Source organism: Bradyrhizobium ingae, from assembly GCF_055791185.1.
This window is the reverse complement of sequence record NZ_JBVUBB010000011.1, coordinates 79,230-92,061: the sequence shown is the minus strand read 5'-3', so window position 1 is coordinate 92,061 and position 12,832 is coordinate 79,230. Positions and strand designations below refer to the sequence as shown.

The window sequence follows — 12,832 nt, the reverse complement described above, 5'->3', positions numbered from 1 at the left end:
TGCAAGTAGAAGCTCGCCTGACGGCTCGTGAGACAGGTGGAGAAAGTACTCGTATAGCTGCTTGTCAGTGTGAACATTGTCGAGATCTCGGGATGTCTTAGCCTCGCCGATAACCACATGGCTCCCAACGTTCTCTCTTGCATAAAGGTCAGGGCAAACGGAACGCAAAATCGGCGGACATCCCTCTGAAACGTTACCATCGTTCGAATCTACAAACAGGAACCAGGACGCCGAACGTCGAAGACGAACCGCTGTCGCTAGGCGATTCACAAGTTCCCGATGAAGCGTCGACTCAGGCATCAACCTGTGCGCCCAAGAATTTGGCAAACTCTTTCAGCTCATCGAAACAGGTGAGCACGGACAGCGTCGCCGATCCGTCCTTATCCTCCTTCAAAGCCTGTATCTCTGGCCAGTTCAGTTGCCTCAGCTTTACACTGAGTGCGGCGGCGAGTTGCTCAAGAGAAGCATTCGAGATGATGGCGTTCGTGCTAGGTTGATCGAGAATCTTTAATGCCTCGCGCGCATTGTGCGCAAGAAATTGCTTCTTTGCTTCCGGGTTGGCGAGAATGCGAGGGAGTTGGCGCACTGTATTCTGCGGGCTCAGTTTTGATTCGTGAACCCATTTGGCAAAATCGTGCATGGTGTAACCGGCTCGAGCGAGAGCAGGCTTTATATTTTGTAATTCTGCGAACGAACTGAAGAGCGAGAAATCTGGAGGACTGCCCGACGCGGTTGCGAGCGGAATGTACGTATCATGCATATCCTTAAACGCATCGATGTACTGCTGAATCTCCGCTCGTCTTCCCGCTCCGCCGCAAAAATCGAGAATTTCCGAGATGGAGAGCTTTTGGTTGATGTACAGGTCGTGCAGGTATTTGGCCTTCGCGTAAGGGCGCCATGGTCTGGGCCCGACCAGATGAGACTGGAGGCGGATCGCATGCTCTCCTTTCTCCTCAACTTCTTCCCGAACGATTGCGGAAATCGTGGCCCAATTACCCGGCGCCTCCTCTTCAGCCAGTTCGCGGTAAATCGCTACGCGCGTATTGCCCTCGATGACCACATACCCGCCATTCTGGGCTCTTGTCACAATGATCGGGTTTATGATCCCCTTGTTGGCCCGAATAGAAGCCTTGAGGCTGGAGTAGGTGGTGGATGTCCCACGCTCCTCATCCTCGGGAGCCGCATGACCGAGTGCGAGGGTGATCCACTCCTGGCTAACGGAGCCTGCCAAAGGCTCCGTCGCGTGCGCGATGCGTGGGTTGCGTTGGTCTAGTAAAATTTGGTCAACGGCAATTTGTTGGACTTGCATGCGCCCCCCTTTATTGCACTGCACCCTGGCATGGCTTCCCCATGCGCTTATACGACGTAGCTGGATAATTTGCGATTCCCGGTTGAGCGTGCTGTGTGCATACGTGTGCATACCCCGTCCCACTGGCGCAGGTAGGCGCGGGTGCTTGCTGAGCCCACGACAGAAAGTAGCCTCGCGACGCTCCGACCCGCGAGGGATTGATAATTTGCCAGCCGCAGATCGCGACGCTTTGATTGCGGCATGCCCGCTCTCACCCGCCGCCGCAGCACGGACGATCCGGACCGCGAGACGTGGCAGGTCTACTTCGGCGACGTCCGGGTCGGTTTCATCGGGCGCCGCGCCGGAGTCCCTAATGCTGCCCCACAATGGGGCTGGTCGTGCGGCTTCTATCCCGGCATTGAGCCCGGTGAGCACCGCAGCGGCATTGCCGAGACGTTCGAAGAAGCCCGCGCCGGTTTCCAAGCCGCTTGGCGGGAGCTGGCAGCCACGCGTACGGAGGCCGACTTCGAGGCTTGGCGGCGCCAGCGCGACTGGACCGCATGGAAAGATCGGATGCACGATCTGGCGCTTCCGCTGCCGACGCAGCGACCGGAGGGGATTGCCCGCTGCTTCTGCGGCGAGGTAATCACGAATCCCACCTTGCACGATCACGTCCGAACCGCCCATCACCTGACGGCCGCATGAAGCTCACCACCGAACGTCCCTTCGCCAACCCGGAAGCGGCAGCACGCAAGCTCATCGAACTCGCGGCCGCCATTGAGCCGGTTCAAGACGGCCGCATCCATATCGAAAAGATCAACGCGCCGTTCCTGTTCACGCTCAAGGCTAGCGGACCTGAGTTCGGCGCGGGCCTCAAGTATGCCATCGAGCAGGGCTGGCTCGAATTGCACGAGAGCGGCACCTATGTCCGGCTGCTGACGCCGGGCGCAGACCTGCTCAAGCAAGACTAGGACGAGCCGCAGCGTGAAACAGGCTGATATCGTAAAGGGTGGCTTCTACATTGGCGGGAAGTCGCAGCGCATTCGAGAGGTGACTGCGGCGACCGACTGGTCCGTTGCCTGGCGTGATACCGATCCGGAGACCTTGAACTACTACTGGCTCGCGCAAGAAAAAGGCGACTGCGAACGCAAGACCTTTGCCAGCTGGGCCAAGCGCAAGGTCGAGTCCGAGGAGCTTCAGGCGAGGCTGGCACTGCCCAAGGAGGAACGGCACCGCTTGAGCACCGACTGGGACTGGAGGAAGCGCTGATATCCCCAACCCGTGATGCAACGGGCTTTGTTCCCACAGCGACTCAGTCCAAGATCGCGTCGCTCACAACCTGATGGGGGCTCCACCGCTTCTTTGAAAGAAGTTCATGAACCCCTCTAATTGGATGACCATCGTCATCCGCGTCAATGTTGCGGCCTGCCTGTTCGGCATCGCCGCGATCATCAAGGCGCTGATTTAACGAAATGAGAGCGGAGGCCGGAAACGAGCCTCCGCTCTCTCGTTCCCGGATTGACATGCCGAAGAAGCCCAAGCCGATCGCGACTGTCCCTTTCGACGCTCTGATCAAGGGCCACGAGGGCATCATCGAGGATAGGGACAGACTGGGCCCAGGAGACCCAACCGTGTCGCTGATACGGGCCCTCCACAAAGAGCAAAAGCCGGACGTTATTCTCGCTATCGATTCCCGTCTCCGCGCGCTCGCCAAGCTCATCAGCGAGGGCCAAGGGAAGCCCTGGACGTTCGCCATGACGGAAGAAGGCGGCCACATGGTCAACGAAGCGCTTTTCAGGGCGGCCGCACGCGCGCCGCTGTTCACGGCCAAAACGGTTGGCGAGGTCGCGTTCAACCCCGATGAGTTCATGAAGATCGCGCTTGAGGAAAGCGAGACGGACGGGGAGGCCTAGACCTATCGCGGTTTTGCGGGATAGGTCTCCAGCAGCTCTTCGAAGCTCATGGTATTCGACTCAAGGCATTGGCCGAGGAGCGCCGAGGTCAGCGCTCGACACATGGGTAAGCTGGCCGATCCGAGGGCCTTGAACTGTTTCACCTCGGCGAAGGCGCGGAGAACGTCGCCGAGATCGTGGCCCTGCATGGCAAGATCGATCGCCGTCTCCAGCATCAGCAGGACGCGCTGATCGTCCTTCATCTCGCGCCATTCCGAATTGGCTGCGCCGATAGCGTCTCCCCATCCGCGCCCGTCGACCCCCCGCCGATCCGCTCCCTTCGCTAGAACGCGCACCTCTTTGGTATCGCGGTTGACCCAAACAATGGCGTTCTGAGCATCGATCATCGTCCGTCCTTACAGCAGCGAAAGCTGGATATCGACACGGTGGCCGTGGCGATCGAGGAAGTCCTCCAGCGACGGTGGCACTTCGCCGCGTTCGGCGCAACGCTGGCGCAGCTCGATGGCGATCTCGGGCGATGCATCCCGCGACCAGCCCTCGCTGGTGTTGAAACTGACAACCCGGATCGGGTCGTGATACTGCCCCTCCATCAGGTGCCGCAGCAGGGTATCGCGGTCGGTGTCCTCCTCGCTCGTCTCGGGCCATGCGCGGCCGAGGCGCTGCCCGAAGTCGTCGAGCACCAGGTAAATGTCCTGATCCGATCCCGGAACAATCGAGGGAGAGATGCGCATAACGAGGGCCTCCGCGAAGGGCTGGAGCCCAATCCAAGCCGCCGCGCGGGTCGCCGTCAAGGACTCCACAATCCGCCGCCGTTCCCTATATCACCGCCATGCGCAGCACGTTCGAGTTTGCCCTGGCGGTCAAGGCGGCCGAGGTTCCTTCTGGTCCCGACTGGCTTCATGAAATCAAACACGACGGCTACCGGATGATGGTGATCCGGGAGGGCAAGGTCGTGCGCGTCAGGAGCAAGACCGGGCTCGATTGGACGAAGCGCTTTCCCTGGATCGTCGAGACCGCGCTGAAGCTGCGCCAGGATCGGTTCGTGATCGATGGCGAGGCGGTGGTCCTGGGCGTCGACGGGATATCCGACTTCGATGCGCTGCAGTCCGGCAAGTATAACGACGAGGTCCAGCTCTACGCCTTCGACATGCTCGCGGGCGAAGGCGACGACTATCGCAAGCTGCCGCTGTTCCTACGCAAGCAGAACCTCGCGCAGCTTCTGGTGCGTCGCCCCGAGGGCATCCACGCCGCGCCGTTCGAGCAAGGTGAGATCGGGCCCGAGCTTTTTCGCGCCGCTTGCAAGATGGGGCTGGAGGGCCTTGTATCAAAGCATCGCGAGCGCGCCTATCGGGGCGGCCGGTGCGATCATTGGCGCAAGATCAAGAATACGGCGCACCCCGGCTATGGCCGCATCCAGGCCGCGCACGAGGCACGCGGCAAAAAAATACTTGAAAAGGCCTGAAAAAAGCATTTCCCGACACTGGGCCGACACTAGCGGCGTCTGCTATTGAGTTCATTGACCTTTTCCCCCTGTGGCGTATCCCACAAGGGGAAAAGGGAAGAGATCACGTTGACGCTTAGCCTCATAGCTAGATGATTCCGTTTGCTGGCGCTGACGCGCAGAGAAGCGCCCACGCGCCGTCGCGCGAAATATGGATACCCATTTCATTGACCGATCGCCTCGATCGCCCGATATTCGGCGTATCGAAACTGCTCCCGCGATGCCGAAAGCCGCAGCATGAGAACGAATGACCAGCGATTTCTGAGCGACATGCCCGCGCGCATGACGCGTCGCTGCTTCTCTGCGGCGACCGGTCGCTGTTGTTGCTGCTGACCTTCGCTTCAGCACACCCTTATCGCAAAATTCCAGAGACAGGAGCGCCGACATTCTCGGCGAACGAGCAGTCATGACCAAAGCCTACATCATCGAAGTCCACGATCGCACCGCCGGCATCGTCGCACGCGACGAACGCGGCTTCCGCTTCTTCTCTTCCGAGCGGCTGTTCGACAGCCTCGAAGGTCGCCAGTTTCGTTCGGCCCGCGACGCCGAGCGCGCCGCACGCGCCGTATTCACCGAGCGGCGCCACCTCCGCAATCAATCGCTGTTCGTCTGAAGCGTCGGCGATAGGGAACCATCTGCCATGATCACACGACGATACATCCTGACGTCCGCGTTGATGCTTGCGACCGCGCTAGCCGCTCCCGCACGCGCCGAAGACAAGCCGACCGAAATCCGCATCGGCACCCAGAAGGGCGGCTTCTTTCCGGCGATTCGCCAGCGTCATACGGTCGAGGACGCCTTCAAACCGCTCGGTATCGAGATCAAATGGGTCGACTTCCAGTTCGGTCCGCCTCTGCTGGAAGCGATCAATGTCGGCAGCGTCGATTTCGGCTTTGTCGGCGACACCCCGCCGATCTTCGCGCAGGCCGGCGGCGCCAAGATCCGCTACGTCGCTGCGGTGACGTCTGAGGGCACTTCGCAGGCGATTATCGTGCCGAAGGATTCGCCGATCCATTCGGTCTCCGACCTCAGGGGGAAGCGCGTCGCTTTCGGCAAGGGATCCAGCGCGCACAATCTGCTGGTTGCGGCGCTCGAGAAGGCCGGCCTCACTTGGAGCGACATCACGCCGGCGCCGCTCGCGCCAGCCGATGCGACAGTGGCCTTCGTCAAGGGCGCGGTCGATGCCTGGTCGATCTGGGACCCGTATTTCGCCCTTGCCGAGCAGAAGGAGAACGCGCGCGTGATTGCGCTCGACAGGGACATCGGCAAGCCGAATGCCTTCTATATCGCCGGCTCCGACTTCGTTGAAAAATATCCGTCGCTGGTCGGAAAACTCAATGCGACGTTTGCAGCCGAAGGGGCCTGGGCCGAAAGCCACCACGAGGAGGTCGCGAAAGCGCAGACGGAAGCCACCGGCGTCGACATCGAGGCCGTCAGGCGCTTCGTCGGCCGCTCCAATTATCGCGTGGTGCCGCTCGATGCTGAGGTCGTGCGGAGCCAGCAGGCGATTGCCGACCGTTTTGCAAAGCTCAGTCTGATCCCGAAGTCGATCGACGTCTCCAGCATCGTCTGGAAATGGCATCCGGGTTCCTGAACCCCGAACGCTTCCATCAACTCCGGCGACGCGCCCTGGTGCGCGCCGCCTTCTTGGCGGCGGCGGAACGCGCCTTCGCGCCCTTGGTGCGGCTCGCCTTGCGCGCGGCTGCCGAACGCGACGTTGCGCTGCGCCGGCTCGCCGCGCGCTTGGCCTGCTTCGAGAGCGAGCGGGTTGAAGCGGTCGAACGCGGCTCTTTCTTCAGCACATTCTCGACGGCGCGGGAGACGCGCGGCCGTCGCTTCGGATGCCGTTTGCCTTGGCCGGCCTCATAGGCATATTCGGCGCTGCGGCGCGTCGCTTTCTTCGCGCGCCCTTTACGGGGCGGGGGCAGATCGACACCGGCGCGTCGCGCCTCCGAAAGGCCGATGGCGATGGCCTGGCGCGTCGAACGCGCGCCATGCTTGCCCTTGCGGATCTTGTCGATCTCGTCCTTCACGAATTCGCCGGCCTGCGTGCTCGGCGATTTGCCTTCGCGTTTATCCTGCCTGGCTTTGCGAATGATCTGTTGTCTTGGCATAGGTCAAGTTCCCTTCGGCATTGACGAGGGGTTCCTGACCGCAACGCGCAGAACGGCAGATTGATCCTCTCTAGCCCTTCAACGCCGCCAGCAGCTCGTCGGGGCGCTCCGCCATGATCATGTGGCCCGCGCCCGGCACCACGACGGTCTTCGCATGCGCCATTGCGGCAGCCAGCGCCTTGCCGGCTTTCGCGGGCGTCATCATGTCCCGCTCGCCGAGGATGAGCGTGGTCGGCACCTTCACGGTCGCGGCAGCCGCGAGCGCGTTCGTGTAGGAGTTGCAGGCGGACAAATCCTTGAACAGCACGCCCGGCTCGCAGTGTTTCAACACGGCCTGCGCGCCACCATGCATCCACAGGCCCGGCGCGAGGCTGCCGCCGAGCTCGGCCTTGAAGCCGAGGCCCCAGATCGAGACCATGTCGATGGCGTCCTGGTCGTTGGCCTCTGCGGCCTTCAACAGATCAGGCCCGACCGTCATGGTTGCGGCCGTGCCGATCAGGCTCAGCGCCGAGACCTTGTCGGTGTGGCGCGCCGCGGTCTCCAGCGCGATCAGAGATCCCATCGAATGGCCGATCAGGTGCGCTTTCGCTGCGCCGGCCGCGCCGAGCAGGGCGGCGGTCCAGTCGGCCATTTCGGCAATGCTGTTGAGCGAAGGGCCCGCCGAGCGGCCGTGGCCGGGCAGGTCGGGGGCCAGCACGGAATAGCCGTGATGGGCGAACCACCGCGTATGTAGGGCCCAGGCCGAGTGATCAAAACCCGCGCCGTGGATGAACAGCACGGCCGGCAGCGACGTGTCGAATTCGCGGCCGCCGGTTGCGACAAACACCTCGGCGCCGTTGACGGAGAGCTTCATGGCTTTCAGACCTTTTGCGAGATGCGCAGCGCTTGGGCGAGATCGTCGATGATGTCGGAGGCTGTTTCGATGCCGACCGACAGCCGCACCAGCTCTTCCCCGATGCCGGCTGCCTTGAGCTGCTCGGCATCCATCTGCTGATGCGTGGTGCTCGCGGGATGGATGACCAGCGTCTTGGCATCGCCGACATTGGCGAGGTGGCTGATCATGCGCAGCGCCTCGATGAACTTGCGCCCAGCGGCGCGGCCCCCCTTGATGCCGAAGGAGACAATCGAGCCGGCCCCGCGCGGCAACAGCTGCCTTGCGAGCTGATGGTCCGGGTGGGTTTCCAGCGAAGGATGCAGCACCCAGTCGACGGCCTTGTTGGCCTTCAGGGCGTCCAGCACGGCGTGCGTGTTCTGCATGTGGCGGTCCATGCGAACGGGCAGCGTTTCGACGCCCTGCAAGAGTTGGAACGCGTTGGTCGGCGACATGCAGGCACCGAAATCGCGCAGGCCTTCCGTGCGCGCGCGCATGATGAACGCGGCGGTGCCGAACTGTTCGTCGAAGACCATGCCGTGATAGCCGGCATAGGGCTCGGTGAGCACGGCGAACTTGCCCGACCCGCGCCAGTCGAAGCGGCCGCCATCGACGAGCGCGCCGCCGATCGCGATGCCGTGGCCGCCGATCCACTTGGTCGCCGAATGCATGACGATGTCGGCGCCGAGTTCGATCGGCCGGCTGAGATAGGGCGTGGCAAAGGTGTTGTCGATCAGGAGCGGAATCTTCGCCTCATGCGCGATATCGGCGACCACGGGGATATCGAGCACCTCCAGCCCCGGATTGCCGATGGTCTCGCCGATCACCAGCCTGGTGTTCGGCCTGATCGCGGCACGGAACGCATCATGGTCGCGCGGCTTCACGAATGTCGTGGTGATGCCGAAACGCGGCAGCGTGTGTGCGAGCAGGTTGATGGTGCCGCCATAGAGCGAGCTCGACGCCACGATGTGGTCGCCGGCACTGAGCAGTGTGGCGATGGCAAGATGCATCGCCGCCTGGCCGCTGGCGGTGCAGATCGCACCGACGCCCCCCTCGAGCGCAGCAAGCCGCTCTTCCAACACGCCCGTGGTCGGATTCGAGATCCGCGTGTAGATGTGGCCGGCGCGCTCCAGGTTGAACAGCGCCGCTGCGTGGTCCGTATCCTGGAAAACGTAGGACGTAGTCTGATAGATCGGCACCGCACGGGCGCCGGTCGCAGGATCCGGATGCTGGCCCGCATGCAGGCTCAGGGTTTCGAAGGCAGGCGGCTTGGGTGCGGGCATGCTTGGCCTCGTTCATCCTTTGGTAAGACCTGAACGGGTTTGCCACGGATCGCGGTCGCGCGTCAGCCATTGACAGACCCGTTTTCGGTCTCCCTGCCGAAAAATTTAGCTCGGCCAGTGCCGTGCAGCTGGGTCCTTAACGAATTTACTTCATTTTGCCGCTTCCAACCGCATGAATGGTCCTCGTCCGGATTGCGGCGGGCCGCTCAACAAAATGGAAGAGGCAGAATGCCGCTTTTCAAGGACCTGTTTTCGCTCCGCTCGATCGGAGCCAAGCTTGCGATCATGGCCGTCGTCGGCGCGATCTGCATGGCGCTCGTCGCTTCCACGATCCTCTGGATCGCACGCAATCAACTCGTCACGGAGCGCACCGAGAAGGCGCATGCCATCGTCGATGCCGTGTGGAATCTCGCGGACGGCTATTACAAGGCCTACAAGTCCGGCCAGATGACGGAAGAGGAGGCCAAGAAGCGCTTCCTCGAGGCGAACAACTACGTCTGGTACGAAAACCATACCAATTTCGCCTACATCTATGACTACGAGACCGGGCTGTGCGTCTCCAACCCCGGCATTCCGAATTTCGTCGGCAAGGACATGCGTCCCAACAAGGACGCCAACGGCAATCTCTTTGCCGTCGCGCTGATGGACATTGCGAAGAAGGGGGAGGGGACCCTGAATTACGCCTTCCGCCGCAACGGCAACGATCCAACCCCGCTCGCCAAGGTCGCCTTTACGCGCGGCTTCGCACCGTGGAATCTGATGATCGCGACGGCCGAATACATGTCGGAGGTCGACAACTCGTTCTGGTCCATGGTGCAGACGGCCTCGGCGGTCATCGCCGTGCTGATGCTGATCTCGATCGCGATCGCCTGGGGCGTTGGACGCAGCGTGGTGAAGCCGCTCACGAGTCTGAGGGAGCGCATGGCATCGCTCAGCGCCGGCCAGCTCGACGCGCCCGTGGCGCATGCGGATCGCCGCGACGAGATCGGCGAAATGGCGCGCACCGTCGAGGTGTTTCGCGATGCGATGCGCGAGACCAATCGTCTGCGCGAGGAGCAGGCTGCCACTGAGCAGCGCCAGGCTGAGTCGCGCAAGGTCGACATGTACCGTCTCGCGGACCAGTTCGAACGCGAGGTCGGCGAGATCATCGAGCTCGTCTCGGTCGCGGCGGGGCAGCTCGAACAGTCGTCGACGACCCTGTCGAAGTCTGCCTCGACCGTCGAGCAGGTCAGCAATCGCGCTTCCAGCGCCGCGGGCGAAGCGTCCGCCAACGTGCATTCGGTGGCGGCGGCAAGCGAGGAACTCGCGTCGTCGATCGGCGAGATCAGTCGTCAGGTCGAGGCCTCCGCGCGCATCGCCGGCGAAGCCGTGACGCAGGCACAGAAGACCGACACTCGCATCAGCGAATTGTCGAAGGCGGCGAGCCGGATCGGCGACGTCGTCGATCTCATCCAGACCATTGCCGGACAGACCAATCTCCTGGCGCTGAACGCGACCATTGAAGCGGCCCGCGCCGGCGACGCCGGCAGGGGGTTTGCGGTAGTGGCCTCGGAAGTAAAGTCGCTTGCGGAGCAGACCGCGAAGGCGACCGATGAGATCAGCCAGCAGATCGCGGACATCCAGTCAGCGACCCAGGATTCGGTCGCGGCAATCAAGGAGATCGGCGCGACGATCGCACGCATCTCGGAGATTTCGGCAGCTATCACGAGCTCGGTCGAGCAGCAGGGTTCGGCCACTCAGGAGATATCCCGGAACGTGCAGCGCGCCGCCGCAGGCACCTCTCAGGTCGAAACCAGCATCGCGGACGTTCAGCGCGACGCGGCCGAGGCGGGCGGAGCCTCGGCGCAGGTGCAGTCGGCCGCGCAGTCGCTGGCGAATGAGAGCGATCGGCTCAAGCGCGGCGTGGCGGGCTTCATGAACTCGATCCGGGTGGCGTAACAGCCAGTTTCGTTCGGTTGTTGGCGAGGCGGGTACGGAGGCGCCTCGCGCTGACCTGCGCCCCGGAACGCTGGGATGGCTCACGGCGAGATGATGCGGTCGCGCATCGCGATCATCACGGCCTGCGTGCGGGTCGCCGCGCCGAGCTTTTCGCAGCAGCTCTTGATGTGGGCCTTCACCGTGCGTCCCGTGATGTTCAGGGTATCGGCGATCTCGTCGGTGGATCGGCCGAGCGCCGCCTGCGTCAGCACCTCGCGCTCGCGCAGTGACAGCGCGAGCTGCGGCACATCGGGCCGGCCGCGCAGCCGCAGTGCCCGGTCGAACGCGTAAAGCGCCATGAGATGGAGCGCTGGCAGCTCGCGTTCCGGCAGTTCGATCGCGGCGCCGCCGAAATAGACCTGTCCCATGCGGCCCGTGGGCGAGGCGACCGGGATCATGAAACCATCAACCATTCCGAAGTCGCGGGCGCGCCGCACCAGCTCGGCGGCGCGCGGCTCGCGCTCCGGATCGTAAGGCGCTTCCCTGAACCAGCGGAACGGCCTGACGGTCATCCTGCAATAGCGCAGCGCCGGATCGTCCCACACATATTGTCCTTCCGAATACATATCCAGGAAGCCAGCGGGCAGCCGTTCGGCGAGCACGGCCTCGCGCGCAGGCGATGTCGACAGCGGGGCGACGTAGGCGCAGCAGAAATAGTCGAACCCATGCTGACCGAGCACGCGGGCCATTGCGTCGACGACGCCGGCAGTGTCGGTAAGCGTCCCGACCTTCTCGACGAACTCGAATGCGCGACTGCGGATCACGTCCATCCAGCGTCCCCCGAGCGGCTTTGACGGACCGGCGCTGTGCGGCCAAGCCCACGCACCGAGTGTAGGACGCCGATTCAGCGCTCGCAACCAGCGAAGGGCTGACTTCACGTCCGCGAGTCCTCGCAGGCTGGTGACTTGCGTTTCGGTCCCGAATTGCCGATGAGATTCATCGCGCTCGAAAAAATCAGACAAAGGGACAAGCCGAATGACTGCCGAAACCACCATGACTGACGACGTAATCGGGTTGACCAGGGTCGCTCCGGTCTCGCGCCGCGCCTTCATGAGCGCGACGGCCGCGGTCGCCGCCGGTTACACGCTTGCTGCGGGACCCGTCCGGGCTGAAGTCATCACCACCGACACGACCGGCCTTCAGGCCGGGGACGCCACGATCAAGGTCGGTGAGGGCGAAATGCCCGGCTACTATGCACGCCCGGCCGGCGTCAGCCGCCCGCCGGTGGTCCTCGTGGCGATGGAGATTTTTGGCCTGCACGAATACATCAAGGATGTGACGCGGCGCCTTGCCAAGCTTGGCGCCTTTGCGGTCGCGCCCAACTATTACTTCAACAAGGGGAAAGACCTGACGGCGATCACCGACGTCAAGGAGCTCTTGCCGATCGTCAACGCAAAGCCGGATGCCGAACTTCTTGCCGATCTCGACGCCACCGTCGCCTGGGCTGCGTCGCAGGGCGGCGACACCAACAGGCTCGGCATGATCGGATTCTGCCGCGGCGGGCGCAACGTCTGGGAATATGCCGCGCATAGCGATGCTCTGAAGGCCGCCGTCGCCTTCTACGGCTCGATCGTCGACCCCGCCAATCCGGTCTGGCCGAAGAGCCCGCTTCAGCTCGCACCCGAGATGAAGGCGCCCGTGCTTGGCCTTTATGGCGAAGCCGATACCGGCATTTCGGTCGCGCAGGTGGAGCAGATGAAGGCCGCGCTCGCGCAGAACAAGAAGACGGCGGAGTTCAAGATCTACAAGGACGCGCCGCACGGCTTCCACGCCGACTACCGCAGCAGCTATCGCAAGGAGGCTGCGGAAGACGCCTGGAGCCAGACACAAGCCTGGTTCAGGAAATACGGCGTGCTGAGCTGACGGCTGCGCGCGTAGCGTTCGG

The 12,832-nt window shown here is 62.9% G+C and carries 16 protein-coding genes; 9 read left to right on the top strand and 7 right to left on the bottom strand.

The features are described 5' to 3' along the window. Positions 1-292 precede the first annotated feature (292 nt). Entirely contained in the window at positions 293-1,309 is a 1,017-nt protein-coding gene (locus ACV1FX_RS18295) for a ParB N-terminal domain-containing protein (protein ID WP_473118935.1), read from the bottom strand. A gap of 240 nt (positions 1,310-1,549) precedes the next feature. Between ACV1FX_RS18295 and ACV1FX_RS18290 the strand changes: the two genes are divergently transcribed. The 4 genes from ACV1FX_RS18290 to ACV1FX_RS18275 all read left to right on the top strand — a co-directional run bounded on the left by ACV1FX_RS18290 (position 1,550) and on the right by ACV1FX_RS18275 (position 3,201). Then, positions 1,550-1,993 carry a hypothetical protein gene (locus ACV1FX_RS18290; protein WP_473118934.1) on the top strand — a complete coding sequence of 148 codons (444 nt, stop codon included), beginning with the start codon at positions 1,550-1,552 and terminating at the stop codon, positions 1,991-1,993. After that, positions 1,990-2,259: a hypothetical protein gene (locus ACV1FX_RS18285; RefSeq protein ID WP_473118933.1), complete on the top strand. Its 270-nt coding sequence runs from the start codon at positions 1,990-1,992 to the stop codon at positions 2,257-2,259. The genes ACV1FX_RS18290 and ACV1FX_RS18285 overlap by 4 nt, the downstream gene beginning before the upstream one ends. 13 nt (positions 2,260-2,272) lie before the next feature. Next, positions 2,273-2,557 (top strand): hypothetical protein, encoded by a 285-nt coding sequence (locus ACV1FX_RS18280; RefSeq protein ID WP_473118932.1) that lies wholly within the window; start codon positions 2,273-2,275, stop codon positions 2,555-2,557. 254 nt (positions 2,558-2,811) lie between these two features. Continuing rightward, positions 2,812-3,201, top strand: a complete 390-nt coding sequence (locus ACV1FX_RS18275) for a hypothetical protein (protein WP_473118931.1) — start codon at positions 2,812-2,814, stop codon at positions 3,199-3,201. 2 nt (positions 3,202-3,203) lie between these two features. Here ACV1FX_RS18275 and ACV1FX_RS18270 read toward each other — a convergent pair whose 3' ends face one another. Both ACV1FX_RS18270 and ACV1FX_RS18265 read right to left on the bottom strand, forming a co-directional pair. Beyond that, positions 3,204-3,587: a hypothetical protein gene (locus ACV1FX_RS18270; RefSeq protein WP_473118930.1), complete on the bottom strand. Its 384-nt coding sequence runs from the start codon at positions 3,585-3,587 to the stop codon at positions 3,204-3,206. Positions 3,588-3,596: 9 nt separating this feature from the next. Further along, positions 3,597-3,932 carry a hypothetical protein gene (locus tag ACV1FX_RS18265; protein ID WP_473118929.1) on the bottom strand — a complete coding sequence of 112 codons (336 nt, stop codon included), beginning with the start codon at positions 3,930-3,932 and terminating at the stop codon, positions 3,597-3,599. 98 nt (positions 3,933-4,030) lie between these two features. Between ACV1FX_RS18265 and ACV1FX_RS18260 the strand changes: the two genes are divergently transcribed. The 3 genes from ACV1FX_RS18260 to ACV1FX_RS18250 all read left to right on the top strand — a co-directional run bounded on the left by ACV1FX_RS18260 (position 4,031) and on the right by ACV1FX_RS18250 (position 6,296). After that, positions 4,031-4,663, top strand: coding sequence for an ATP-dependent DNA ligase (locus tag ACV1FX_RS18260; protein WP_473118928.1), 633 nt, complete (start codon positions 4,031-4,033; stop codon positions 4,661-4,663). Between the two features lie 445 nt (positions 4,664-5,108). Continuing rightward, positions 5,109-5,315 carry a hypothetical protein gene (locus ACV1FX_RS18255; protein ID WP_473118927.1) on the top strand — a complete coding sequence of 69 codons (207 nt, stop codon included), beginning with the start codon at positions 5,109-5,111 and terminating at the stop codon, positions 5,313-5,315. Positions 5,316-5,342: 27 nt separating this feature from the next. Beyond that, on the top strand, positions 5,343-6,296 hold the full coding sequence (locus ACV1FX_RS18250; RefSeq protein WP_473118926.1) for an aliphatic sulfonate ABC transporter substrate-binding protein: 954 nt from the start codon (positions 5,343-5,345) through the stop codon (positions 6,294-6,296). Between the two features lie 16 nt (positions 6,297-6,312). On the opposite strand, the gene ACV1FX_RS18245 is transcribed toward ACV1FX_RS18250, so the two are convergent. From ACV1FX_RS18245 to ACV1FX_RS18235, 3 genes are all read right to left on the bottom strand, one after another. Continuing rightward, positions 6,313-6,816 (bottom strand): DUF6496 domain-containing protein, encoded by a 504-nt coding sequence (locus tag ACV1FX_RS18245; protein ID WP_473118925.1) that lies wholly within the window; start codon positions 6,814-6,816, stop codon positions 6,313-6,315. Between the two features lie 70 nt (positions 6,817-6,886). After that, on the bottom strand, positions 6,887-7,669 hold the full coding sequence (locus ACV1FX_RS18240; protein ID WP_473118924.1) for an alpha/beta fold hydrolase: 783 nt from the start codon (positions 7,667-7,669) through the stop codon (positions 6,887-6,889). Positions 7,670-7,674: 5 nt separating this feature from the next. Next, complete coding sequence (locus ACV1FX_RS18235; RefSeq protein WP_473118923.1) at positions 7,675-8,970, bottom strand: O-acetylhomoserine aminocarboxypropyltransferase; 1,296 nt, start codon at positions 8,968-8,970, stop codon at positions 7,675-7,677. Between the two features lie 228 nt (positions 8,971-9,198). On the opposite strand from ACV1FX_RS18235, the gene ACV1FX_RS18230 reads away from it, so the two are divergent. Further along, positions 9,199-10,908, top strand: a complete 1,710-nt coding sequence (locus tag ACV1FX_RS18230) for a methyl-accepting chemotaxis protein (protein WP_473118922.1) — start codon at positions 9,199-9,201, stop codon at positions 10,906-10,908. Between the two features lie 80 nt (positions 10,909-10,988). On the opposite strand, the gene ACV1FX_RS18225 is transcribed toward ACV1FX_RS18230, so the two are convergent. Next, entirely contained in the window at positions 10,989-11,717 is a 729-nt protein-coding gene (locus tag ACV1FX_RS18225; protein ID WP_473118921.1) for a helix-turn-helix transcriptional regulator, read from the bottom strand. A gap of 205 nt (positions 11,718-11,922) precedes the next feature. On the opposite strand from ACV1FX_RS18225, the gene ACV1FX_RS18220 reads away from it, so the two are divergent. After that, positions 11,923-12,810, top strand: a complete 888-nt coding sequence (locus tag ACV1FX_RS18220; RefSeq protein ID WP_473118920.1) for a dienelactone hydrolase family protein — start codon at positions 11,923-11,925, stop codon at positions 12,808-12,810. Positions 12,811-12,832: the final 22 nt, after the last annotated feature.

Bases quoted from the DNA above. Each gene is read 5' to 3' on its own strand.
- ACV1FX_RS18295 (WP_473118935.1), bottom strand. From the start codon at position 1,309: ATGCAAGTCCAACAAATTGCCGTTGACCAAATTTTACTAGACCAACGC.
- ACV1FX_RS18290 (WP_473118934.1), top strand. From the start codon at position 1,550: ATGCCCGCTCTCACCCGCCGCCGCAGCACGGACGATCCGGACCGCGAG.
- ACV1FX_RS18285 (WP_473118933.1), top strand. From the start codon at position 1,990: ATGAAGCTCACCACCGAACGTCCCTTCGCCAACCCGGAAGCGGCAGCA.
- ACV1FX_RS18275 (WP_473118931.1), top strand. From the start codon at position 2,812: ATGCCGAAGAAGCCCAAGCCGATCGCGACTGTCCCTTTCGACGCTCTG.
- ACV1FX_RS18270 (WP_473118930.1), bottom strand. From the start codon at position 3,587: ATGATCGATGCTCAGAACGCCATTGTTTGGGTCAACCGCGATACCAAA.
- ACV1FX_RS18265 (WP_473118929.1), bottom strand. From the start codon at position 3,932: ATGCGCATCTCTCCCTCGATTGTTCCGGGATCGGATCAGGACATTTAC.
- ACV1FX_RS18260 (WP_473118928.1), top strand. From the start codon at position 4,031: ATGCGCAGCACGTTCGAGTTTGCCCTGGCGGTCAAGGCGGCCGAGGTT.
- ACV1FX_RS18255 (WP_473118927.1), top strand. From the start codon at position 5,109: ATGACCAAAGCCTACATCATCGAAGTCCACGATCGCACCGCCGGCATC.
- ACV1FX_RS18250 (WP_473118926.1), top strand. From the start codon at position 5,343: ATGATCACACGACGATACATCCTGACGTCCGCGTTGATGCTTGCGACC.
- ACV1FX_RS18245 (WP_473118925.1), bottom strand. From the start codon at position 6,816: ATGCCAAGACAACAGATCATTCGCAAAGCCAGGCAGGATAAACGCGAA.
- ACV1FX_RS18240 (WP_473118924.1), bottom strand. From the start codon at position 7,669: ATGAAGCTCTCCGTCAACGGCGCCGAGGTGTTTGTCGCAACCGGCGGC.
- ACV1FX_RS18235 (WP_473118923.1), bottom strand. From the start codon at position 8,970: ATGCCCGCACCCAAGCCGCCTGCCTTCGAAACCCTGAGCCTGCATGCG.
- ACV1FX_RS18230 (WP_473118922.1), top strand. From the start codon at position 9,199: ATGCCGCTTTTCAAGGACCTGTTTTCGCTCCGCTCGATCGGAGCCAAG.
- ACV1FX_RS18225 (WP_473118921.1), bottom strand. From the start codon at position 11,717: ATGGACGTGATCCGCAGTCGCGCATTCGAGTTCGTCGAGAAGGTCGGG.
- ACV1FX_RS18220 (WP_473118920.1), top strand. From the start codon at position 11,923: ATGACTGCCGAAACCACCATGACTGACGACGTAATCGGGTTGACCAGG.